A 21752-nucleotide genomic window follows, 5' to 3' on the forward strand; every position below is an offset into this window, starting at 1 on the left:
TACGGATCGATTGCTTCAAATACTAGTGAAAAGTGTGCCGGACGCTTTTTCGTCGTTTCGGATTACGAACTTTTGTCAGGCCAAGCAGGACGGGTTGGCGACTTATTTCCTAAAATGACGCATTCCCGTCCGTTCGCCTCTATTCTTACTGGGCCGTTAAAATTAGCGGTCCGTCTGGCGTGATTGCGATCGTATGCTCATATTGCGCCGACAACTTGCCGTCAGCCGTTCTCGCCGTCCACTGATCGTCGTCGATCGTGATGCGGAACGTACCTTCGTTGATCATCGGTTCAATCGTAAACACCATGCCTTCCTTTAACCGAACGCCTTTGCCGGCTACGCCGATATGCTCGTAGCTCGGCTCCTCGTGCAGGCTTCGACCGATCCCGTGCGCCAGCAGATCGCGTACGACCGAAAACCCGTTCGCTTCCGCATGCTGTTGAATCGCCGACGTTATGTCGCCAAGCCGGCCCCCGGGGATTGCCCGGGCGATCCCCAGATCCAAGCATTCCTTTGTCACCTTCATTAATTTTTGCGCCTCCGGCCGGATATTGCCCACCGCATAGCACCAGCACGAATCGCCGAACCATCCGCCGTATTCCACGACGATGTCGAGCTTCAGCAAGTCGCCGTCCATAAGCACCCGGTTCGAAGGAATGCCGTGAGCCACCACATCGTTGACCGAAATGCAGGTTTCGGCGGGGAAACCGTTGTACCCTTTCGTAAACTGCTTGCCGCCCAGCTTGGTGATGTGTCTGGCAACAAAGTCATTGATTTCCCGGGTGGTGATCCCAGGCTCGATCAGTTTGGCCACCTCGCGGTAGCATTCCGCAATGATTTGGCTCGCCGGCTTCATCTCTTCGATTTCCCTAGGTGATTTTAAAATGATCATCTTTGTTTATCCGCTCCTTATCCATTCTATAATTTTAAAAAACAGGCGATATCCCTGGCCTCCTCGTGCAGCCTTCCGCGGCGAAGCGAAAGCGAGGCGCATCCGACCAAGGCGGCCAGCAGCATTTCCGCGCGCTCTAGCCGATACGGGAGCTCCTCCGCATTTCCGTCGGAAGTGGCAGCCCCGTCCGCCGCATGCCCGGTTTCCAGCAGCGAGGCAAGCGGCGCAAGCACCTCCCGGCGAAAGGCGGCCGAGAGCGGGGCCGAGCGTGCTTCAGGCAGCGAGGCAAAGCCCTCACCGGCCAGCTTATGCAGCAGGTACAGGGCGTGGTCTTCCGCCCAAAGCTGCAGCAGCCGGACGCCGGCGGCAGCGACGGGGCCAAGCTCTGCGGCCGCGGCCGTTTCGCGGCTTGAATCCGCGGCAGCCAAGTTCCCGGTGTCCGCCGCAGCAGCCAAGCCGAAATGCCCGCCCGCGGGCGCCTCCCCCGAAGCCGAAGCGCGCGGGACCTCCTGCGGGCACTCCGGCGGAACCTTCAGCGGAGCCTCTAGCGGGGCCTTCAGCCATCCCCCGGCCCGCTCCAACGCGTCCCATAGCAGATCGTAGAGCAAATCGCCCTTATTGCTGTAATAATGGTATACCGTGCCATAGCCGAGTCCCGCCTGCGCGGCCACATCGCGGATTTCCAGTAAAGGCCCTTTATTCAAAAACACATCGGCAGCGGCTTTCCGGATTTGCGCCAGACGCTGCAGCCGGATCTCTTCGTTTTTTTCCTTCGTGCGTGGAGTCATCTCGTCCGTTCACCTCTTTTATTTTTGACCTACTCTCATGTCAATATAAAACATCTTCTTGCGAATAACAAGAGATTAGTTGGAGGATTTCCGGCTCAACCTAGAAATCGGTGCTTGACCAACGGGTTAGCCTCGAACGAGCGACCCATAATGGAGTCGAAATAACTTCACCTCGTATTTTTCCCCTATACTTATTCTCTCCCATCCACTCCACTTATGGCTCCTGTACAATATTTATTGGGCAAGACTCATGCTTGGGTCTATGTGCGGAAAGGGGTGACGTTGTTGAATACGATTCATATTCACAATGGTGTACAGATGAGAGGGCTAGTTACTTAAGTCGAAGTGTAAGTCCTCTCAGGCTGTAGTGGGAGGAAAAAGAGTAGATGATGAAGTTAACAACGATGGTTTGCGGATTAACGGCAGACAAGGTAGCCCGCGAACTCATCCGCAACTGGGAGTTTGACGAGGGAACACTGAAGTTCTGGCGGGCAAGCTCCAACTTTGTGTATGTGTTTAACCGCAGCGGAGAGCGATATTTCCTCAGGTTTAATGATGAAGAGGAGAGCACGATCGAGCAGACAACGGCCGAGCTGGAATTTATGCGGTATCTGGTTAAGAACGGCTATCCTTCTGTCGCGCCGGTTTCCTCTGTGAACGGGAATTGGATCGAAACGATTCAGGCACCCGAGGGACATTACCACGGCGTTGTGTTTTCCGCTGCTGCAGGGATTGCATTAGATGGCAATCTCACGACCACCCAGTTCAAGGACTGGGGAAAATCGCTCGCAAGGCTGCATACGTTATCCAGCCAATATGAACCTGGAAGTGTAAGACGCCGAAGCGCAGAGAACATATTGCACAAAATAGATCAGGTACTTCAGCGGCATCCCGAGGAGCAGGATGCTGTTGAGGAGCTTCACCGGGTTAGTCTCTGGCTGCAGTTCATGCCGTCGTCGAGACAGACGTATGGCTTAATCCATTATGATTTTCAGTTGGATAATATCTTTTATGAAGCGAAGGAGCGTACTTTCCACGTTATCGATTTTGACGATGCGATGTACCACTGGTTTGCGATGGATATCGTGACGGCTCTTGCGGATACCGAGTCGGAGGATGAGAAACGGGTTTTCCTGAGAGGGTATCGCTCCATCCGTAGCTTGGATCACGAGCTGGAGGCGGAGTTTGCACGATTTCGCCGATTCGACCGGCTGTACGGATTTGCCAGAGTGCTGCGTTCCTTGGAGGGCAGCGATCTGACGGATGTTCCCCCTTGGTATGAGGGGCTTCGAATGAAGCTGTTGCGCTACTGCGAGAACGATAGGCAGGGGTTCAGGGAGCCGTGGTAAAGGCCCGATCGTAGTGAAGGAACCAGTCGCTTTAGGATAATCGAGCCAGACAACCATATCGCTTACGCAGGTCATGGACTGCGAGGCTGCCAGTCATTGAGGTCCAGTGTTGCAGGTATATAACAAAAAGGGTTAGGTAGAGGGCATGGACGCCCGATCTGCCTAACCCTTTTTTTCACAACCCTCAACCATATAAGTACGACTTCACGTCCCGCCCAAGGTAGGCTCTCCATATGATCAGATTGTAAGGATCGTCCCAGTCGATGTTCTGCGGCTCCTCGAACATGCGGTGCAGGCGGTTGTTGTTGAAGATGATGGAGCCGCATTGATCAAAAGCTACCCCGTCTACCCACAGCATCCTGTCGTCGGACAGCAGTTTGTTGAACGAGCGCGTGTACGGTGAATAGTAACCAATCCCCTTGCCTTCGAGCATGGTGTAGAATACATGGCCTTGATTGTCGGCATGCATGCCGTCGGTTGTCGTTCCTTTGCTGCCCAGGGTCTGAACGGAATTCCGGATGATCGAATCGGAAATATTGAAATTCCGCAGCAACCGTGTATCGATAGCGTACAGATTGCGCCCCGTTACCTGGCAGTAGAATAGAGTTCCGCGATCCGCGGATAGTGCTATGCCGTCGGCGCCGATTCGGATCGGCTTGTTGCGGTATACCGGCTCGGTATCGATCTCAAACCGGAAACGGGGCACGTCCTGCGTACTGTAATGACTGTCGAGGACGCGCCGAAATGTCTTCGTTCTCATATTGTAGACGATGATTCCGCCATACAGTGGATGGTCCGGCCAGCCGGAGCCCGAATCGGTAATATAGGCATAACCGTTCCGGTTGTCCACCACGATGTCGTTCAGAAACGACGTCCGGGGCGGGGCGATATCATCCGGAATGATAATGGAATCGAGCAGGCGGTTAGCGCCCAGATCCCAGATGACAAGCTTTTGCGAGCCTTCGGGCGAAGTATCGTATGCGATTTTCCCTTGATCCAGAATCCACATCCGGTTAAGTTCATCGATCTCGTAGCCAAGGACCGATTGCAGCATCCGCATATCCCCCGGCGTATTCCATTCCCAGCTTGGAAAAGCCTCCAGCACGGGCTTGCCGTTCACCATTACAATGGTATTCAGCGTAGCGGGAACCCCTTCCGCCCAGCGCGGCACCGATACATAGAAGCGTCCCTGTCGGTCTACTTTGACGCCTGCGGGCATGCAGTGCTTCCAATATTGATGCTCCTCGAATCGCTGCTTCATCGCAGCATTCGGGAAGTTCCAGTCTAGGCGGTTCCAATGGAAGAGGATCTGGTACGGACTTGTATAGCTATGGGCTTGCTCATCACGAAGGGCGGCAGGCTGCTGCCACTGGCCCTCCATGGAATGATACGGTATACGCATATTTGTAAGACCTCCCGATAACATGCTCGGTTCATCCATTACGGCAGCGATAATTCATTCTTCGCGCTGATTCCTCTGAGTTAGTTATATGCCCAGAGGGATGGATTGGCACCGAAAATATTTACGAAGAGGTCTTTTTTCAGAGAGTACCCGTTACACTTGCAGAACCTTAATCAGATTCGTGTTACCGGATTGACCGATCGGCACGCCGGCAGATAATACGATAATGTCGCCTTTTTCGATGTAGCCTGTCTTGATGGCATTGCGGGTCGCGGATTCGAACATTTCGTCCGTCGTTGTGACCTTGTCGCCTTTTACCGGAATGACGCCGGAGAGCAAGCAGATCTTGGCCAGCACTTCTTCATGCTGTGTGACCGCGATAATCGGTGCTTGTGGCCGATATTTCGAAATCATCCGCGCTGTAAATCCGCTCTCCGTTGACGTAATGATAGCTTTGGCATTCAGAACGAGGGAGGAGCTAACCGCACCCTGACTAATAACCTCGGTAATATCGGCTACTTGCTGTCTGGATTTGAAAGCGAATTGGTCTTTATAATCGATCATCGTTTCGGCACGGCGGGCAACTGCCGCCATCGTGCGCACGGATTCTACCGGATATTTGCCCGCAGCGGATTCGCCCGAGAGCATGACAACATCAGCGCCCTGGATCACCGCGTTAGCTACGTCGCTCACCTCGGAGCGGGTTGGGCGGGGATTGACCTGCATCGATTCCAGCATGTGTGTTGCGACGATTACCGGCTTGCCGGCCAGATTGCATTTATCGATCATCTCTTTCTGCATCATAGGCACTTCTTCGATCGGCACTTCGACGCCAAGGTCGCCGCGGGCAACCATGATTCCGTCGGAGGCTTCGATGATGTCGTCCAGGTTCTCCATGCCCTCTCCGTTTTCGATCTTGGAGATGATCTGTACATGATCCGCGCCGCGTTCCTTCAGAATGCTGCGAATCTCACGGATGTTATCGCCATGACGCACGAAAGAAGCGGCAATGATCTCAATGTCGTTCTCGAGACCGAAGCCGATATGCATGACGTCACGCTCGGTGACCCCAGGAAGTGTTGTTTTGATTCCGGGGAGGTTGACACCTTTACGCGGTTTAAGCACGCCGCCGCTAGTGATTTTACAGAGAATGTCCTTCCCGTCAACACGGAGAACGTTCAGGTCCACGAGGCCATCATCAATCAAAATACGGTCTCCCGGCTTAACCACTAGATTTAATTCGGCATAATTGACCGAGATGCGGTGTGCATCGCCCAGAATTTCTTCTGTAGTCAGGATCAGCTCCTCACCTGGCTTCAGCAGGCAGGAAGCCTCCTTCAGCTTGCCGATCCGTACTTCGGGTCCTTTAATGTCCATCATGATGGGGACATACGTGTTTAATTCGGATGCAGCCTGGCGAATATTTCGGATACGGGCTACGTGATCTTCCGGCTCTCCGTGTGCCATATTCAAACGGGCAACGGTCATTCCCTCCTGAATCATGTTCTTCAACAACTCAATGGAATCGCACGCGGGTCCCATCGTACAAATAATTTTTGTTTTTAGCATGGATGTTTGTTCCTCCTTCGTATTTGCACTCGTCAGCTTTTTGCAGCATTTGAGCTCATTTCAAACTACCCTAATGATCACATTGTAGCCTGTCTTGTCGAATCGTGATATGAAATATAGTACAATGGATGGATTATAGTATTGCAGTGGAGGTGAGTTATGATCACTCCGGTAGAAGTAAAACAAATTAGCGGTGTCGATTGGTATGAAGAAGCTGACAATGAGAAGCGAGCATGGCGCTTAAGCCTTGTGACATATGGAAAATGTGTATATTGGGTGAATGGGGATAAGCAGATTATGGAGAAAGGGGAACTGCTGCTTATTCCAGCCGGTGTTCCGCATTATGGCAAAAGCATCCCTACCGTGACACACACGCAAATCGTGATCCAGTGGACAGACCAGCTATCGACGGGATTATCGGTGATTGAACGAGAAGAAGCATTAAAACATAAACCCGGCTGTTATGAGTTGATCCGCGAACGATTGAAGGTGATCCATCAGCAGTGGCAGGAACGCCCATCTTATTATGGCTTGATGATAGAAGCATTATTGACAGAAGTGTTGATTTATATCAGTCGTGAGTTGGACAAGGGCGTCATCACACCGGAGAAGCACCTGCATGTGGAACGGATGAAGTCTTATATTGAGCGGCATTACCGTGAGAAAATAACGAAAGAGGAGCTGGGCGATGCGATCGGCAAAACCCCCAATTACGCAGCGGTACTCTTTAAGAGTGTTACGGGGCAGACCATCAGCCAGTACGTGCACGCCCAGCGGATCAAACGGGCAGTGTATTTGTTAACGGAATCGCAGCTGACGGTACAGGAGATTGCCGTATTTCTCGGATATCAGGACCTCTCCTACTTCTATAGAATTTATAAACGAGTCACGGGCAGCGCCCCATCGGATTTATTGCTTGAGCGTCCACGAACGATCTAGGAAATTTAACGTAAAAAAGAGGGCTGCGCCCTCTTTTTGATGATTGCTATTTTATTGAGCAGCGTCATTTTCGAATAACTGCTTCACATACTGCCGCAGTTTCGATTTATCTACGCCGAGCACTTGTGCCCGTCCGGCTTTCTCGTTGGTCAGCAGTGAGAACGGCGGAAGCTGCTGCTGGTCGATTTTATCCATATTCACATCAAAACCGAGAGCCATCAGCTTCAGCATTTCTTTGGGGCTTAGATCGGTTTCGATGTATGGCGCAATTGAATCCAGGATGCTGGGCAGCTTGATTAATGAGCCCGTGGTCTGCATCTTCTTGGCGACTTCCGTCATGAGAATCCGTTGTCGTTCCGTGCGGCCAAAATCGGACTTCGCATCGTGTCTGAATCGAACATATTGCAGCGCCATCTTGCCGTCGAGATGCTGCAGCCCTTGTTTTAAATCGATGTCGTACATATGCTTGTCCGCTTTGCTTGTGTAATACATGTCTTTCTCCACTTCTATGTCGACTCCGTCAATGGCGTCAACCAGGGCTATGAATCCAACAAAATCGGTGTAAACATATTTATGTATGGGCAGGTCCAGCAGATCGCTGATCGTTTGTCTGGTCAACTCGATTCCACCGTAAGCAAATGCCGAATTCAGTCGTCCTTTGCCATGGCCGGGGATGTTCACATAGGTGTCTCGCAAAATCGAGAATAAATGGGCTCTTTTCGTGACAGGATCGATGGAGGCCACCAGCATGGTGTCGGATCTGCCGGCATCGTCTCCCCGGGAATCTCCTCCAATCAGGAGAATATTAATGCGTTCTTTACCCTCCCACTTGGGTATTTCGATGATTTCCTCCGACGCAGCGCCCGAGGTTTCCGTTGGCTCCGCCGGATTCGAAGCGGTCGAAATTTGGTTTGAGAATTGTATGATAGCGTAGGTATAGTACGAGATAATCCCCAAGATTCCAACGGATAATAAGAGCATGGTGTATTTTAACCATTTCTTTTTCATAGTTCCTATAACATCCTTTCTGTTGTTCTACTGCATAATTGACCATTCTAGCAAAATAATGAACAAAAATCATATTTTCCCGGAAAAACGATTCGGAAAAGTCGATATATTCCGGTCGGATAAGCGGGTTGACTCTCCTCCAAGGGGAGACCTTAGACTGGAAGTCGAAGGAGGGAACCATCGTATGTTATACACGGTAAAAGAGGTTTCGGAGCTGTCCGGGGTGACGATTAAAGCGCTGCATCATTATCATAAAATCGGTTTGCTTCTGCCTGCCGAGATCAGTGAAGCGGGTTATCGCTTATACGGTACTGCCGAGCTGGAGCGATTGCAGCACATTCTGTTTTACAGGGAAATGGATTTTTCGTTGGACCAAATCAAGGCACTGATGGAGAAGGCCCCTGAACGACGGAAGATGCTGTTACAACAGGAGAAGCAGCTGATGGATCGCGCAGATCGATTGGATACGATTCTGAAAACCTTAAGAACATCCTTAACCAGTACGGAGGAGGGCAAGCACATGGAGCCTCAGGAATTATTCAAAGGTTTTGAGAGCGAAGAAGAATGGAAGGAAGCCTTAGCAGAGCAAAATGAGCACCTGAAAGAGCAGTATGATGTGGATTTGCTCGAGGGTGAACCCGTTGATGTGCCAAGCATGAACGAGCAGGCAAGGGAAGCGGCTGCTTTTATGGCAGGCATGGCAAATGCGTTGAAAACGGGGATCAAACACGATGATGTGCGAGTACGGGATTCGATTCGGGATCATCTGCAGTTTATGAATGAGCAGGGCCACGCCTTTACGGCTGCGGATTTTGCGGGTAAAACGAAGTTTTTTCTGAGTGATGACTTTCATCTCCGGATGCTGGAGGAGCAGCAAACGGGGCTGGCTTATTATCTGCATGCGGCTGCGGAGGCGTATGCGCATCTGACGTAAATAGGGTGATTAAGCCGCGCGGGTCGCGGCTTTTATCATTTTTTAAGGGACCATAGAACACGAGATAATCATGGCTTATTACGGACTTGGTACAGGTCCATATGTGGTGAATGAAGGAATCGAAAAGTAGTGATGAACAATGGCTAACAACAACGGTAACAAAATGAGCAAGGAGTTTTATCAAGAAATCGGCCGTAAGGGCGGAGAATCCCGCGGCAATTGGTCTAATCTCGATTGCCAGATGCCTTCAAGTTATCTTGATTCAAGTCCACCGAGCCGCCCACAGCTTCATTTCCTTGCAGATGACATGCAGGTCCATGCCTTTCGGCGTCAGCGTGTATTCCACCGTAACCGGAACGGTAGGGAATACTTCGCGTTCAAGCACGCCCTGTTCCTCCAGATGGCGAAGCGTCGTGGTCAGTGCCCGCGGACTGACATTCGGGATTTGCCGCTGCAGCTCGCCAAATCGTTTCGTGCCGCCAAAGAGCTCGCGGATGACGAGAAATGCCCATTTTCCGCCTAAGACCAGCAATGTTTTTTCGATATTGCATTCGATATGTTCGGGAGTTTTCGGTATGTAACTGCTCGATTTATTTCCCATAACGATAGGCTCCTTCCGGTATTCTATTAACTATACTCAAGTATATCAGCTATCCTTCTTATAATATAGTGAAGAACATTTCACTCCTTCCCTGAGAATAGGAACTACTTTAAAATAGTAAATGTAGCATCCAAGTAATTCTATTGAAGGAGGAGTTACCATGAAATACAGAAGATTAGGACGCACAGGTCTCAAGGTCAGTGAGATCAGCTTGGGAAGCTGGCTTACATACGGTGGTTATGTTGAACGCGAGAATGCGGTTAACGCAATTAAAACGGCTTATGATCTGGGCATTAACTTTTTTGATACGGCGAATGTATATGAGAAAGGTGCAGCCGAAGTGTTGGTTGGCGAAACCCTGAAAGCGTATCCGCGCGAGTCTTACGTGCTGGCGACAAAGGCATTTTGGCCCATGGGCGATGGCCCGAATGACCGCGGCTTGTCCCGCAAGCATATCATGGAGCAGGCGCATGCCAGCTTGAAGCGGCTTAACCATGATTACGTGGATATTTTCTACTGCCACCGTCATGATCCGGAAACGCCGCTTGACGAGACGCTTCGCGCCATCGACGACCTTGTTCGCCAGGGCAAGGTGCTTTATGTCGGCGTCAGCGAGTGGCAGGCATCGCAAATAGCGGAAGCGTTGACGGTAGCGGATCGTTACCTGCTGGACCGCATCGTGGTCAATCAACCCATCTACAATATGTTTGAACGTTACATTGAGAAGGAAATCATTCCGCTGAGCGAGCGTTCCGGCATTGGGCAGGTCGTATTCTCTCCGCTGGCGCAAGGTCTGTTAACGGGCAAGTATACCTCAGTTTCCGATATTCCAGAAGGCAGCCGTGCCGCGAAGCTGGAATGGATGCGTAAAGGCATTACCGAGGAGAAAATCGCGAAGGTTCGCGAGCTGGAGAAGATTGCGGCAGAGCTAGAAGTATCCGTAGGCAATCTGGCGCTTGCCTGGATTTTGCGCCAGCCGAACGTAGCCAGTGCGCTTGTCGGCGCAAGCCGTCCAGAGCAGGTAACCGAGAACGTGAAGGCTTCCGGCATTGAGCTCAGCGAAGATGTTCAAACTCGCATTGAAGAGATTTTGAAATAGGGAAGTAAATCGATTAAGAACCAAGACGTTTATCGCATGGATCCTTGGGAATAAGAGAATCCGAGGACAGGTAGAAAGATTTATATAAGTTGGCTTCTGACTTGGTTCAGGGGCCATCTTTTTTTCCGTGTCTCTATGGCTAATGAAGCCTCCCTCTATTAGAAGACATTTTCTTGTTGAATTATATCGTCTACCATTTATAATACTCTCTAGTAATGTTATAATACTCGTTAGTATTATGTTACTGAAATAGGACAAATGTATTAGGGGGAAGCAGCAATATGCAAAAACGAAGGCGAATGGCATCCGCGAAATGGTTGAAGGTGATGTTGTCCATTCTAATAGGTTTAGAGGTTGTACTGGGTGTACTCGCGGCTCCGAAGACGGTTAGGGCTAATCTTTCAGACGCTCAATATCTTGGGGAGATCCGTCTATTTCCTTACCAGAACGGTCCTGAAGGGTGGATATACTGTGCAGGGCAAGCGTTAACGATAAGTCCGGAAAATTCGGCTTTGTATTCTCTATTGGGCAACAACTTTGGCGGGGATGGCAGCAAGACGTTTGCATTGCCTGATTTACGGGAGGAAGAACCGATCCCGGGCATGGGGTACTATATAGCGGCTGAGGGATTATATCCGAGAGGCAGTGACTTGACCTCCAATACGATGCTGGGGGAGCTTCGACTTTTTCCCTACAACATGGAGATGAATGATAACTGGGTGACGACTAATGGCGCAACTTTACGCGATTCTGAACCTCTATACAGTATGTACGGTACTACATTCGGCCAAGACTGGCAGGGCAGCTTTAAATTACCGCAGATTAACCCTGTGCAGCCCAAAATCCGGTATTTCTCCGCCAAGGCCGGGATACATCCAGGCAGCGCCCGTGAGGTGTATGTCGGCGAGATACGCATTTATCCTTTGGAAATCCCAGGGCTAGCATCCTATAAGGCAGATGGCAAGCTTGTGGATGTTGCAGCGAATAGGGCACTTTATGAGTTAATCGGCAACAAGTTTGGGGGAACTCCGAACCAAACATTTGGAATTCCTGATCTTAGAGGCAAACTATTGACGCAGTATTATGTATCCCATTACGGATACGTTCCAACCCTGCAGCAAGTTCAGCCTGTAAGTGTTTCCGACCAATATACAACAGCTGTTTCCACACCATTAACGGTGCCGTCCCCTGGGGTGATGAGTAATGATTCCAATGTTCTGACAGCCAAAATATTGAATCCGCCTGCTCATGGAAAGATAACATTTCATAGGGATGGTTCCTTTGCTTATACACCGGATGTCGATTTTGTTGGCACAGATTCTTTTACATATATAGCGAGCAATCATAATAAGAGCAGTGCCCCGTCCATCGTTAACATCAACGTTATAGAGATTGAGCCGACGATAAGTGGAGTAACCGATGGAGGACTTTATAATCACGAAGTGACGCCCGTTTATACCAATGGCACGGGAACGCTGGACGGGCAGCCTTTTGCCAGCGGTACGACCATTCGCAAAGATGGCCAGTATAAGCTGGTTGTCGAGTCGCCTCACGGCAAAACGGTCAAGGCCGATTTTGAGATCGACCAAACCGCACCTCTGGTTACAGGCGTGGCGGATGGAGGCCAGTATGATCGGGAGCGGCAAATCTTCTTTAATGAAGGGAACGCGACGCTCAATCAGCAAGCGTTCCAGAGCGGAGACAAGGTAAGCACAGAAGGGGAATTTGATCTCGTCGTAACCGACCGTGCAGGGAATAAGACTCAGGTTCATTTCTCGATCTATTTTCCAAAAATCGTGACGTTTGACAGCAGCGGGGGTTCGCCCGTGGTGGATGCCGTCGTCCCTTATCATACGGCGGCAACTAAGCCCGTTGATCCAGTGAAACCCGGTTATGCCTTCGGTGGGTGGTATATGGATCAATCCTTCCAGCTTCCATTTGATTTTGCGGCACCGATTCTGGCTAACCTGACGCTGTATGCCAAATGGATCGATGTGGATTCGCCTGTCGTGGTGAATCGGACGCCTGCGAATCTGGCTGATGATGTGTCGATCGAAACGAAGCTTGAATTCAAGTTCAATGAACCCGTAACCGGAGTTAGTGGTAGGTATATATCGATTATGAGTGCGATGGACCATCACAAGATCGAGTCGATTGAAGTAACAGACAGTTCTCGCGTTAGGGTGGTCGATGAGAAGGTTGCGGTAAGTCTGTCTCAACGTCTGTCGTACTTTACGCGTTATTATGTAGAGATAGATGAGGATGCATTTCAAGATGCTGCAGGCAACTTCTATGCAGGCATCAAGGGTCCTCAAGATTGGAGCTTTACAACGGAAAAAGAATCTGTTTCAGCGCCGCCTGCTCCTGCAAGCTTGAGTGCTAGAGCTGGAGATGGTGAAGTGACCTTGCAATGGTCCACCGTAACGGGGGCTACCTATTACGATATTTATTCCGGGACGGAATCCGGCGTATATGGAACAGCACCGATCGCAACGGTTACGGATACTACGTATTCAGCAGGTGATTTGCTGAACGGAACGACTTATTATTTTGCAGTTAAAGCCGGAAATGATGGGGGCTCCAGCGCATTTTCAGAAGAAGTGAGCGCAAGGCCGGCCGGTGCCGAGATTCCCGTTCCGGGCGATGCGGATTTAAGCGGATTAGCATTATCGCATGGAACGCTCGCTCCGGCATTCAACCCTGCTGTCACAAGCTACATTAGCCAGGTTGGAAACCGTATAACGGAGATCAGCATAACGCCGAGCGTTTCCGATCCTCAGGCAAAGGTGACAATGAACGGCAAGGCCGTATCCACCGGGCAGCCGTCAGATCCGTTCAGCCTAGCAGTAGGAAGTAACAGCATTCATCTCGTGGTTACGGCTCAGAATGGGACGACAAAGACTTACTCGGTGGACGTGAACAGAGAGGCAGCGGCTTCCCCTGAGCCTGAACCTGGGAATCCTCCCCATCCCGGTACGCCAGGCGGTGGATCTGGCTCTCCTGGAGGTCAAGGACCAAGCGGTGGCGAGGGTTCCCAAGCAGGTCAAGGGGGCGGTTCGGGGCAGAGCTCCATAGAGAGCAGCCGCGTAACGTCTTATATAAATGATGTATTACAGAACGGCATGATATCATCAACGTTAACGAAAGAGAAGAATGGGCAGGCCGTGTTGACTGTCAAGGTGAACGGAGACAGACTGCAATCACTGCTGATCAAAGAGAAGAACCGACGACCGATTGTGCGGCTTCACGCCACGGACGATCTCGATCAAGCCGTGCTGGTCCTGGACAACCAGTCCGCAAAAGCGCTTGAAGGAAGCAGCGCAATGATCGAATTCGAGACCTTGGCAGGAAGCGCCCGTGTTCCAGCTCAGGCAATTTCAGAACAGCTCGGCAAAGCTGCGGCAACCAAAGAAGGAACGCTTCATCTCGTACTTACCACAAGCGAAACGGCGCTCAGCGCAAAGCTGAAGCAAACCGGGAATGCGAATGATCTTGGTACAACATATGGTTTCATTGATGTTAAGGTCATATCCTATGATCAAGGGAAACCGGTGGGCGGAGATTCCTATTCTGCTTACGTGGTGCTTGAGATTCCCCTCCGAGAAGGATCCGCGGCAAAAGCCGTGACAACCGCCGTGTGGTTGGATGAAAATGGAAATACCCATCATGCGCCAACCCGATTGGCAGCACGTGAAGGCAAACCTTACGCTATCATCCAAGGTTTGAATAATGGTACGTATGCCTTGGTCAGCCATACCGAAGGATTACCGGATATGACAGGCCATTGGGCTGAGGCAGCGGTGAACGAGATGGCGTCACGTCTCATTGTAAACGGCAGAGATGCTGCCGGGTTCCATCCGGATGCACCAGTCACCCGTGCGGAATTTGTCTCCATGATGGTTCGCTCACTCGGTTTAACAGAGCAGGGAAGCACCAACACATTTCAAGACGTAACTTCCCGGGACTGGTACTTGGGGGCCGTATCGGCGGCAAGCAAGAGCGGACTTATTCACGGCTATGCCGACGGCACCTTCTTGCCGGATAACCTGATATCAAGGCAGGAGGCTGCGGTCATTTTCGCAAGAGCCCTAAAAATTGCAGGGGTTGCCCCGATATCCGGCAGCTCGGATTTGGATGCTGCGCTAGGTTCCTTCCAAGACGGTACCGAGTGGGCAAGTTGGGCGAAGGCGGCTGCAGCGGATGTGGTCGGAAGTGGAATCATGAGCGGTTATGATGGTAAGCTGAGGCCGCACAGTAATATGACCCGGGCGGAAACGGCAATCATGCTTCTGCGGATGCTTTCCGCATCGGGGATGATTGGAAATGTGCCTGCTAAATAATAATGGCTTATCGAATATAGAAAAAAGAGCTGCGCCAAGGGGAATTCGTTCCTGGCGCAGCTCTTCTATTTGAAATAACGCTGTTTAAACCAGCCGATAAGTCGCGAACGGCTTGGCATAAACAAAGTCGTCGCTGATTTCATCCAGGCTGGAACCCAGTGCCTCATCGATCTCAATCTCCAGGCTCTTCAGGTTATCGTCCAACTGCTCTGTCTTCGTCGCGCCGACTATGACAGTGGAGACGGCAGGGCGATTCATCAGCCAGGCTAGGGACAGGGCACTTGGGGAATGACCATGCTCTGCAGCCAGCTGACTGACTTGCTGTGCGAGCTTCAGATTGCGATCTTCCAGGAAACGATTGAAGTTAGGGTCCGTTTCCGCACGGGAGCCGGAAGGCGTGCTTGCGCCTTGACCGTATTTGCCGGTGAGAATGCCGCCAGCCAGCGGGAAATACGGGATGATGCCAACGCCCTGATCGAGGCAGAGGGGAACTAGCTCCAGCTCCGGCGTACGGTCGGCCAGGGAATAACTCGTTTGGGTGGATACATACCGGTCGTATCCGCGCCGCTCGCTGATCCCAAGCGCTTTCATGATTTCCCAGGCGGCATAGTTGGAAGCGCCGATATATCGTACCTTGCCTGACGACACCATGTCATTCAGCGTGCGCAAGGTTTCCTCAAGGGGCGTATTCGGGTCAAACGTATGAATCTGATACAGGTCCACATAGTCGGTTTTTAGCCGCTTTAAGCTGTTCTCCAGCTCTTGCTGCAGATGATAGCGGGAGGAACCGCGTTCGTTCGGCCCTTGGCCGTTCACGAGTCCGGCTTTCGTGGCTAATACGACGTTATGGCGTTTGCCAGCGAGCGCCTCTCCGATGATGCGCTCGGATTCCGAGCCCGCATAAATATTGGCGGTATCGATGAAATTGATGCCATGGTCCAGTGCATGGTCTATGATGCGGGTGGATGTCTCTTGATCGGCTCTTTTGCCAAAAGCGTTCGTGCCAAGACCGAGCTCCGAAACCTTCAGCCCGCTGTTGCCAAGACGGCGGTAGTTCATCTTGATCCACTCCTCTATGTATAGATTTCCTATAGTATAAACATGATCCCGCAATCGATTCAAATCGATCGGGCGCAAAAGAAAGATATAGTTGTAAGATGCTACATCTTTTTGTTTCTTTATCCTAATCGATGAGTGGTTTGTGTCCAAAATGTTGTGCGAAAGCCTTAGGACTCCTTGCGATAGGCTGGATATTACGATAGGATAGTTACGAACCATTTGGAAGGGGGATTATAATATGAATGAAGCGATTTTTAACCAATTGGATTTTGCTAGAGGAGCGACCTTGAAGTCGGTAGAAAAGGTAACGGAGCAAGAGGCTGATATCATCCCGGAAGGATTTGCGAACAGCATTCGCTGGAATCTGGGACACATCTACACCGTGCATGAGCAGTTCGCATTTGCAACGGCGGGCGAGCAGCCTCGTCTTCCGGAAGGATTCGAGGCATGGTTTGCAACCGGAACTAAGCCTGCCGATTGGACGTCGAAGCCGCCTGCGATTTCCGAACTGGTAGAGCTTTTGCAGGAGCAAACGACCCGGATCCGTGAAACCTTCGCGAATCGCCTCGACCAGGCTTCGGCTCATCCGCTGACCATCGGTCCCGTGACGTTCCAAACCGTTGGCGAGTTTCTTACGTTCAGCATGTATCACGAAGGTATGCACACGCAGGTGATCAAGTCTTATAAGAAATTGATAAAGTAAGATGAAAACGAAGCGATAGAAGGGTGCCCCCGCGCATCCCTTCTATCGTTTTTGTTTGTCGCTGCGGTGATCGATCCTTATAATGGAATCAGCACAGATGGGATCATCGATTGGAGGATATGACGATTATGGCGATTGAAATCGAACGCAAATACCTTTTGGAGGCTTATCCGGAAGACTTGATATCGAAAGGAACCATCGTGGTCGAGAAGGAGCAGTTCATCGAGCAGACGTATTTGGCGCTGGATGGGGACCAGGAGCTTCGCGTCCGCAAAATAACGGATCTGAACACGGGTCAGGTTGAATTCACCCATACGTTCAAAAAAGGGTGGGGCATTGCCAGGGAGGAAGTGGAGTTCGCGATTTCCGAAGGACTCTATGACCAAGTGGTGAAGGCGCATGGCGCGATTCCGCTGACCAAGAGACGGGTGACTGCCCGTTTAGGGAACACGATCATCGAAATCGACGATTATGCGCAGATTCACATGCTGGTGCTGGAGGTAGAGTTTCCTTCCATGGAAGCCGCAGACGGCTTTGTGCCGCCGGCGTGGTTTGGACAAGATATCAGCACAGAGAAACAATACAGCAACAAGAAGGTATGGCGGGATCTGCAGCAGCAAGCTGGTAGGGAATCGTAACGTAATTAGTCCCGAAAGGGATGGCTGACATAGGAAACGTGTGCAGCTAGGATGTGGATACTACGCTTTCTCATATGGCTGTAAGAAAGGCTCTTCGCGGGAGGTTAAGCATGGCCGCTCGCAAGAGCCTTTTTTATGGGGCATTCAACCAAAATCCTGTAGTATGGCTAACCGTATTCGACGATTACAGGGTGTTGTGAGCAGTGATCGACTTTTTTTGACAAAAATATTGAAAACGTTTTATTGTTATAATATAATATTATCATGATAATTAATTATTATATAAAAAGAGATTGCATTCATAAAAAATTCTGCTTGTCAGAGAAGGGAGAGCTTCTTACATGAAGGAAAACCAGCAGCTGCTTGAAAGCTATTTTCCGATTGCTTCTTTTATCGCGGCGATCATCGGACCTCAATGCGAGGTTGTTGTGCATGATATCAGCGATCCGGAACGCTCCATCATTTTTATCGAGAATGGCCATATTAGCGGACGCAGGGTCGGCGATGCATCCACAGACCTCGTGTTGAAAATTCTGAAGGCGGAGGCCTACCGAGAAGAGCAGTTCATCGCGAACTACAAAGCTTCCAGCGCCCGTGGGCAGACTTTCCGATCTTCGACGTATTTTATTAAGAACGGCAGCGGCGAGCTGGTCGGTCTCATGTGCCTAAACATTGACATTACGCATATGGAAGTTGCAGCCGACTGGATCAACAGCATTTTGCAGGGAGGATCGCTTACGCCACCGGCAGCCCTGGATGCACCCAAGGAGGAGAAGCAGTCAACCGAATACCTACAGGGGAACGTGGACGATTTGCTGCAGCATATCATCCAGACCATCCTTAGCAAAATCAGCATTCCGGCGGACCGTTTATCTTCGAACGAGAAGATCGAGATTGTGAAGGAACTGAATGAGCAGGGCGTATTTCTGCTGAAGGGCGGAGTATCCAAAGTCGCCGTGGCTTTATCCATATCGGAGCCTACCGTGTATCGCTATTTGCAGAAGCTGAAATAAGCGGCTTTCATCCTAATAATAATGCATTGCATCCTGAGACAATGGAAGGTGACATCATGACATTTAATTTCGACAAGGTGGTCAGCCGGTTTGGCACAAATAGTGCGAAATGGGACGGGATGGCGCAGAGCATGGGGAGCGATATGATCGCTCTCTCCGTGGCGGACATGGATCTGCCAGCACCGCCAATGGTGGTAGATAAGGTCGCGGAGGCCGCACGTCATGGCATTTACGGATATACCGATCCGTTCCCGCCTTACTTCGAAGCTGTCCGCACTTGGCTTGATAAAGCCTATGACTGGCAGGTCGAGCCCGAATGGATCGTATTTTGTCCGCGCATTGTTCAAGCCGTTTCGGTCATTATACAGAAGTTCACGGAGACCGGAGACAGGATTCTTGTCCACACGCCTGTTTATCAGCCTGTTGCGAAAGCGGTTACGTTAAACGATCGGTTATTGGTTGAAAGCCCGCTTAAGCTAGCGGACGGGCGTTACGAGATCGATTTCGAGGATATGGAGCGGCGGATGCGGGAAGGGGTTAAAATGGTCCTGCTCATATCCCCGCACAATCCGGTTGGCCGCGTATGGACAAAGGATGAGCTTGAACAGATGGCTGGGCTTTGCATCCGGTATGACGCACTGATTGTGTCCGATGATATCCATGCTGATTTCATTCATGAGGGACACGAGCATACCGTCATCGCCAAGCTGTCCGAAGAGGTTGCGAATCGTTCCATTATCTGTACGTCACCGGGCAAAACTTTTAACTTGGCAAGTCTCGAAATCGCTAACATCATCATTCCCAATGATGAGCTTCGGGGAGTGTTTCAACAAGGTCTGCTGCAGGCCGGAATTCATAATCCCACATTCTTCTCCGTGCCTGCGCTCGAAGTCGCATACACTTCGTGTGATGAATGGTTAATCGAACTTCGTGCTTATATCAAAGATAACATGGATTATGCCCGAACATTCATAGCAGATCATATGCCAGAGCTGGCCGTGATCGAACCTGAAGGGACATATTTGCTGTGGATTGACTGTACGGCCGTGAGTTGCCATGAGAAGGATTTGGTGGAGTGGATTCAGGAGAAGGGGCGTGTCAGCGTTAGCTTCGGTTCTTCGTTCGGTTCTGGCGGTGAAGGCTTCATTAGGGTCAACATCGCCACGCCGCGCCATATATTACAAGAAGGCCTGGAGCGGCTTGCCGCGGCTTATCCGCTACAGCGTTAACAACCAAAGTTTAAGAGAGCAGAAGGAATAAACTTCAAAGGCTTACCATCCTTATCTCGCAAGAAAAACTTCCGCTATATGCGGTCTGTCTTCTGAGAAGGTACGTCGATAGACATTTTCTTATTTACATCCAGGGGGAATCCATGATGGCTAAACCAAAAGAAGAACGAATGATAAAGCAGCCGACCATGTTTCTGGCGTTGCTTCCGATTTTTACGATGGTGATTTTGCTGTGTCTTGGTTACGTATTATTTGAGCTGCCGCCCGAACCGCTGATTATTGCATCCGCCATTGTCGCAGGCCTGATCGCGATTAAGCTGGGTTACAGCTACAACGATATATTGGAATCCATCTCGCAAAAAATTGCGAAAACCATGCCTGCGATCTTAATCCTGATTGTGGTCGGATTTATGATCGGTGCATGGATGGTCGGTGGAACCATTCCTATGATGATCTACTACGGCCTGAAAATCATTGATCCGCAATTTTTGTTGATCACCGCTTTTCTGGTTACATCTGTAGTATCCGTATGTACGGGAACCTCCTGGGGATCTGCGGGGACCATCGGGGTTGCCTTCATGGGGGTCGGTGCTGGAATGGATGCCAATCTTGCCGCTGTGGCGGGTGCAGTTGTAGCGGGTGCTTACTTCGGGGACAAGCTTTCGCCGCTCTCGGATACAACCAATATTGCTGCCTTGTCCACTGGCGTTAATCTGTATGAGCATATCGGCCATTTGCTGTATACGACGCTGCCGTCCTTTTTCGTGGCGGGGATCGTTTACGTGGTCACAGGACTGAACACGCATGTATCCAGCGTTGGGGTTCCTGAGAAGGTCACCGAGATCATGAACACGATGACAACGATATACGATTGGAATGTGCTCCTGATCCTGCCGGTATTAATCGTCCTGTACGGCTCGATCACCAAGAAACCGACGATTCCTGTCATGCTGCTGTCATCCATCGTGGCCATGGCGAACGGCATGATATTTCATGGTTTCACCTTGCATGACGTTGTGACTTCGGTTGTAAGCGGATTCGATATCGCGATGGTTCATGTTAGCGGCTTTGATCCCAATACCGTCATTGCAGATATTCCGCGTCTCATTAACCGGGGTGGCATGAGCTCCATGATGGGGACACTGCTCATCTGTTTCAGTGCGATCACGTTTGCCGGCACGATATCGCTGACCAAATCGCTGGAGCTGATTGTGGACAAGCTCTTGAAGCATGTGCGTTCCACCGGCTCGCTGATCCTGGCTACGATTGCAACGGGGCTAACCATGATCGGTGTAACCAGCAACGGACAGGTCTCCATCCTGATGCCGGGCGAGATGCTCCGTGAGGCTTACATCCGGCGCGGTCTCCATCCGAAGAACCTGGGGCGGACGGTGGAGGATTCCGCGGCCATTACCGAACCGATTCTGCCATGGACGGCAGCAGGTGCCTATATGGCCGGTACGCTGGGCGTAGCGACATTATCTTATTTGCCTTGGGCGGTGTTGTGCTGGACAGGTATTATTTTCGCAACGATCTGGGGTTTTACCGGGTTCGGCATCGCGAAGCTTACGCCTGAGCAGCAGGAGGAGATGCTGAAGGAATACGACAATCCGCATAAAGGAAGTCAGAACAAGTCTCATGCGGATGATGCAGGTGCTGCATCTGTCCATTAATGCAGGATGAATATTTCTTGGATCAAGGCAAGAAATCATCAATATAAATGCGTGAACGTATGCGCTAAAAAGGAGAGAACACCATGACACAACAAGAGAGAAAAACCATCGCCACTCAGCAAGCACCCGGAGCCATAGGCCCTTATTCGCAAGCGGTGCAATACGGAAACCTTCTGTTTACATCCGGTCAGCTTGGGATGGAAGCGTCGGGGCAGTTTGCCCCGACGGTAGAAGAGCAGGCGAATCGCTCACTGCTTAACGTGAAAGCGATTCTGGAAGCGGCGGGCTTTGGTATGGAGGATATCGTTAAGACTACGGTCTTTTTAAAGGACATGAATGATTTCCAAGCCGTCAACGAAGTATATGCTTCTTTCTTTTCAGAGCCATATCCGGCACGGAGCGCCGTGGAGGTTGCCCGTTTGCCGAAGGATGGGCTGGTTGAGATTGAAGTGGTAGCTAGCAAGTCGTAACCCCATCGTCCTTCAATGTGCTGAATTAGGGAAATGAACATCATTA

18 protein-coding genes and 1 pseudogene are annotated in these 21752 nt (G+C 50.8%); 12 read left to right on the plus strand and 7 right to left on the minus strand.

Annotated features, from left to right (window positions below; genetic code table 11):
- Positions 1-145: 145 nt before the first annotated feature.
- The gene (gene map, locus CRG97_RS06155) at positions 146-892 is read right to left on the minus strand and encodes a type I methionyl aminopeptidase (RefSeq protein ID WP_098742247.1); all 747 of its coding nucleotides are present in this window, start codon (positions 890-892) and stop codon (positions 146-148) included.
- Between the two features lie 26 nt (positions 893-918).
- The gene (locus CRG97_RS06160) at positions 919-1680 is read right to left on the minus strand and encodes a TetR/AcrR family transcriptional regulator (protein ID WP_098742248.1); all 762 of its coding nucleotides are present in this window, start codon (positions 1678-1680) and stop codon (positions 919-921) included.
- A 386-nt stretch (positions 1681-2066) separates the two neighbouring features.
- Between CRG97_RS06160 and CRG97_RS06165 the strand changes: the two genes are divergently transcribed.
- The gene (locus CRG97_RS06165) at positions 2067-3029 is read left to right on the plus strand and encodes a phosphotransferase enzyme family protein (protein ID WP_098742249.1); all 963 of its coding nucleotides are present in this window, start codon (positions 2067-2069) and stop codon (positions 3027-3029) included.
- A 184-nt stretch (positions 3030-3213) separates the two neighbouring features.
- On the opposite strand, the gene CRG97_RS06170 is transcribed toward CRG97_RS06165, so the two are convergent.
- A complete protein-coding gene (locus tag CRG97_RS06170; protein ID WP_098742250.1) occupies positions 3214-4431 on the minus strand; it encodes an L-dopachrome tautomerase-related protein in 1218 nt (405 codons plus the stop codon).
- Positions 4432-4584: 153 nt separating this feature from the next.
- Positions 4585-6000 (minus strand): pyruvate kinase, encoded by a 1416-nt coding sequence (pyk, locus tag CRG97_RS06175; RefSeq protein WP_098742251.1) that lies wholly within the window; start codon positions 5998-6000, stop codon positions 4585-4587.
- A gap of 159 nt (positions 6001-6159) precedes the next feature.
- Here pyk and CRG97_RS06180 point away from each other — a divergent pair, with 159 nt between their 5' ends.
- Positions 6160-6939 carry an AraC family transcriptional regulator gene (locus CRG97_RS06180; protein WP_098742252.1) on the plus strand — a complete coding sequence of 260 codons (780 nt, stop codon included), beginning with the start codon at positions 6160-6162 and terminating at the stop codon, positions 6937-6939.
- Positions 6940-6990: 51 nt separating this feature from the next.
- On the opposite strand, the gene CRG97_RS06185 is transcribed toward CRG97_RS06180, so the two are convergent.
- Positions 6991-7947, minus strand: coding sequence for an LCP family protein (locus CRG97_RS06185; protein ID WP_098742253.1), 957 nt, complete (start codon positions 7945-7947; stop codon positions 6991-6993).
- 184 nt (positions 7948-8131) lie between these two features.
- Here CRG97_RS06185 and CRG97_RS06190 point away from each other — a divergent pair, with 184 nt between their 5' ends.
- Positions 8132-8881, plus strand: coding sequence for a MerR family transcriptional regulator (locus tag CRG97_RS06190; RefSeq protein WP_098742254.1), 750 nt, complete (start codon positions 8132-8134; stop codon positions 8879-8881).
- 139 nt (positions 8882-9020) lie between these two features.
- Positions 9021-9098, plus strand: a pseudogene (locus tag CRG97_RS34190) (KGG domain-containing protein); the annotation flags it as partial.
- Between the two features lie 45 nt (positions 9099-9143).
- Here CRG97_RS34190 and CRG97_RS06200 read toward each other — a convergent pair.
- A complete protein-coding gene (locus CRG97_RS06200; RefSeq protein ID WP_071221283.1) occupies positions 9144-9482 on the minus strand; it encodes a winged helix-turn-helix transcriptional regulator in 339 nt (112 codons plus the stop codon).
- Between the two features lie 160 nt (positions 9483-9642).
- Between CRG97_RS06200 and CRG97_RS06205 the strand changes: the two genes are divergently transcribed.
- Together CRG97_RS06205 and CRG97_RS06210 are read left to right on the plus strand one after the other, a co-directional pair.
- On the plus strand, positions 9643-10581 hold the full coding sequence (locus CRG97_RS06205; protein WP_098742255.1) for an aldo/keto reductase family protein: 939 nt from the start codon (positions 9643-9645) through the stop codon (positions 10579-10581).
- A gap of 281 nt (positions 10582-10862) precedes the next feature.
- Positions 10863-14921 (plus strand): tail fiber protein, encoded by a 4059-nt coding sequence (locus tag CRG97_RS06210; protein WP_098742256.1) that lies wholly within the window; start codon positions 10863-10865, stop codon positions 14919-14921.
- Positions 14922-15005: 84 nt separating this feature from the next.
- On the opposite strand, the gene CRG97_RS06215 is transcribed toward CRG97_RS06210, so the two are convergent.
- Entirely contained in the window at positions 15006-15980 is a 975-nt protein-coding gene (locus CRG97_RS06215) for an aldo/keto reductase (RefSeq protein ID WP_098742257.1), read from the minus strand.
- Between the two features lie 238 nt (positions 15981-16218).
- On the opposite strand from CRG97_RS06215, the gene CRG97_RS06220 reads away from it, so the two are divergent.
- The 6 genes from CRG97_RS06220 (at position 16219) to CRG97_RS06245 (ending at position 21706) form a co-directional block, all read left to right on the plus strand.
- The gene (locus CRG97_RS06220) at positions 16219-16683 is read left to right on the plus strand and encodes a DinB family protein (protein ID WP_098742258.1); all 465 of its coding nucleotides are present in this window, start codon (positions 16219-16221) and stop codon (positions 16681-16683) included.
- A 128-nt stretch (positions 16684-16811) separates the two neighbouring features.
- Entirely contained in the window at positions 16812-17321 is a 510-nt protein-coding gene (locus CRG97_RS06225; RefSeq protein WP_098742259.1) for a CYTH domain-containing protein, read from the plus strand.
- Positions 17322-17662: 341 nt separating this feature from the next.
- The gene (locus CRG97_RS06230) at positions 17663-18334 is read left to right on the plus strand and encodes a helix-turn-helix transcriptional regulator (RefSeq protein WP_098742260.1); all 672 of its coding nucleotides are present in this window, start codon (positions 17663-17665) and stop codon (positions 18332-18334) included.
- A 56-nt stretch (positions 18335-18390) separates the two neighbouring features.
- A complete protein-coding gene (locus tag CRG97_RS06235) occupies positions 18391-19563 on the plus strand; it encodes a MalY/PatB family protein (RefSeq protein WP_098742261.1) in 1173 nt (390 codons plus the stop codon).
- Between the two features lie 143 nt (positions 19564-19706).
- Positions 19707-21236, plus strand: a complete 1530-nt coding sequence (gene nhaC, locus CRG97_RS06240) for a Na+/H+ antiporter NhaC (protein ID WP_481856184.1) — start codon at positions 19707-19709, stop codon at positions 21234-21236.
- 83 nt (positions 21237-21319) lie between these two features.
- Positions 21320-21706: a RidA family protein gene (locus CRG97_RS06245; protein WP_098742263.1), complete on the plus strand. Its 387-nt coding sequence runs from the start codon at positions 21320-21322 to the stop codon at positions 21704-21706.
- Positions 21707-21752: the final 46 nt, after the last annotated feature.

The sequence above is a fragment of the Paenibacillus sp. EZ-K15 genome, from assembly GCF_002573715.1.
Taxonomy (GTDB): Bacteria; Bacillota; Bacilli; order Paenibacillales; family Paenibacillaceae; genus Paenibacillus_AQ.

What these genes read in the sequence shown, in the direction of transcription:
- map (WP_098742247.1), bottom strand. Translation starts at nt 892, where the DNA reads ATGATCATTTTAAAATCACCTAGGGAAATCGAAGAGATGAAGCCGGCG.
- CRG97_RS06160 (WP_098742248.1), bottom strand. Translation starts at nt 1,680, where the DNA reads ATGACTCCACGCACGAAGGAAAAAAACGAAGAGATCCGGCTGCAGCGT.
- CRG97_RS06165 (WP_098742249.1), top strand. Translation starts at nt 2,067, where the DNA reads ATGATGAAGTTAACAACGATGGTTTGCGGATTAACGGCAGACAAGGTA.
- CRG97_RS06170 (WP_098742250.1), bottom strand. Translation starts at nt 4,431, where the DNA reads ATGCGTATACCGTATCATTCCATGGAGGGCCAGTGGCAGCAGCCTGCC.
- pyk (WP_098742251.1), bottom strand. Translation starts at nt 6,000, where the DNA reads ATGCTAAAAACAAAAATTATTTGTACGATGGGACCCGCGTGCGATTCC.
- CRG97_RS06180 (WP_098742252.1), top strand. Translation starts at nt 6,160, where the DNA reads ATGATCACTCCGGTAGAAGTAAAACAAATTAGCGGTGTCGATTGGTAT.
- CRG97_RS06185 (WP_098742253.1), bottom strand. Translation starts at nt 7,947, where the DNA reads ATGAAAAAGAAATGGTTAAAATACACCATGCTCTTATTATCCGTTGGA.
- CRG97_RS06190 (WP_098742254.1), top strand. Translation starts at nt 8,132, where the DNA reads ATGTTATACACGGTAAAAGAGGTTTCGGAGCTGTCCGGGGTGACGATT.
- CRG97_RS06200 (WP_071221283.1), bottom strand. Translation starts at nt 9,482, where the DNA reads ATGGGAAATAAATCGAGCAGTTACATACCGAAAACTCCCGAACATATC.
- CRG97_RS06205 (WP_098742255.1), top strand. Translation starts at nt 9,643, where the DNA reads ATGAAATACAGAAGATTAGGACGCACAGGTCTCAAGGTCAGTGAGATC.
- CRG97_RS06210 (WP_098742256.1), top strand. Translation starts at nt 10,863, where the DNA reads ATGCAAAAACGAAGGCGAATGGCATCCGCGAAATGGTTGAAGGTGATG.
- CRG97_RS06215 (WP_098742257.1), bottom strand. Translation starts at nt 15,980, where the DNA reads ATGAACTACCGCCGTCTTGGCAACAGCGGGCTGAAGGTTTCGGAGCTC.
- CRG97_RS06220 (WP_098742258.1), top strand. Translation starts at nt 16,219, where the DNA reads ATGAATGAAGCGATTTTTAACCAATTGGATTTTGCTAGAGGAGCGACC.
- CRG97_RS06225 (WP_098742259.1), top strand. Translation starts at nt 16,812, where the DNA reads ATGGCGATTGAAATCGAACGCAAATACCTTTTGGAGGCTTATCCGGAA.
- CRG97_RS06230 (WP_098742260.1), top strand. Translation starts at nt 17,663, where the DNA reads ATGAAGGAAAACCAGCAGCTGCTTGAAAGCTATTTTCCGATTGCTTCT.
- CRG97_RS06235 (WP_098742261.1), top strand. Translation starts at nt 18,391, where the DNA reads ATGACATTTAATTTCGACAAGGTGGTCAGCCGGTTTGGCACAAATAGT.
- nhaC (WP_481856184.1), top strand. Translation starts at nt 19,707, where the DNA reads ATGATGGCTAAACCAAAAGAAGAACGAATGATAAAGCAGCCGACCATG.
- CRG97_RS06245 (WP_098742263.1), top strand. Translation starts at nt 21,320, where the DNA reads ATGACACAACAAGAGAGAAAAACCATCGCCACTCAGCAAGCACCCGGA.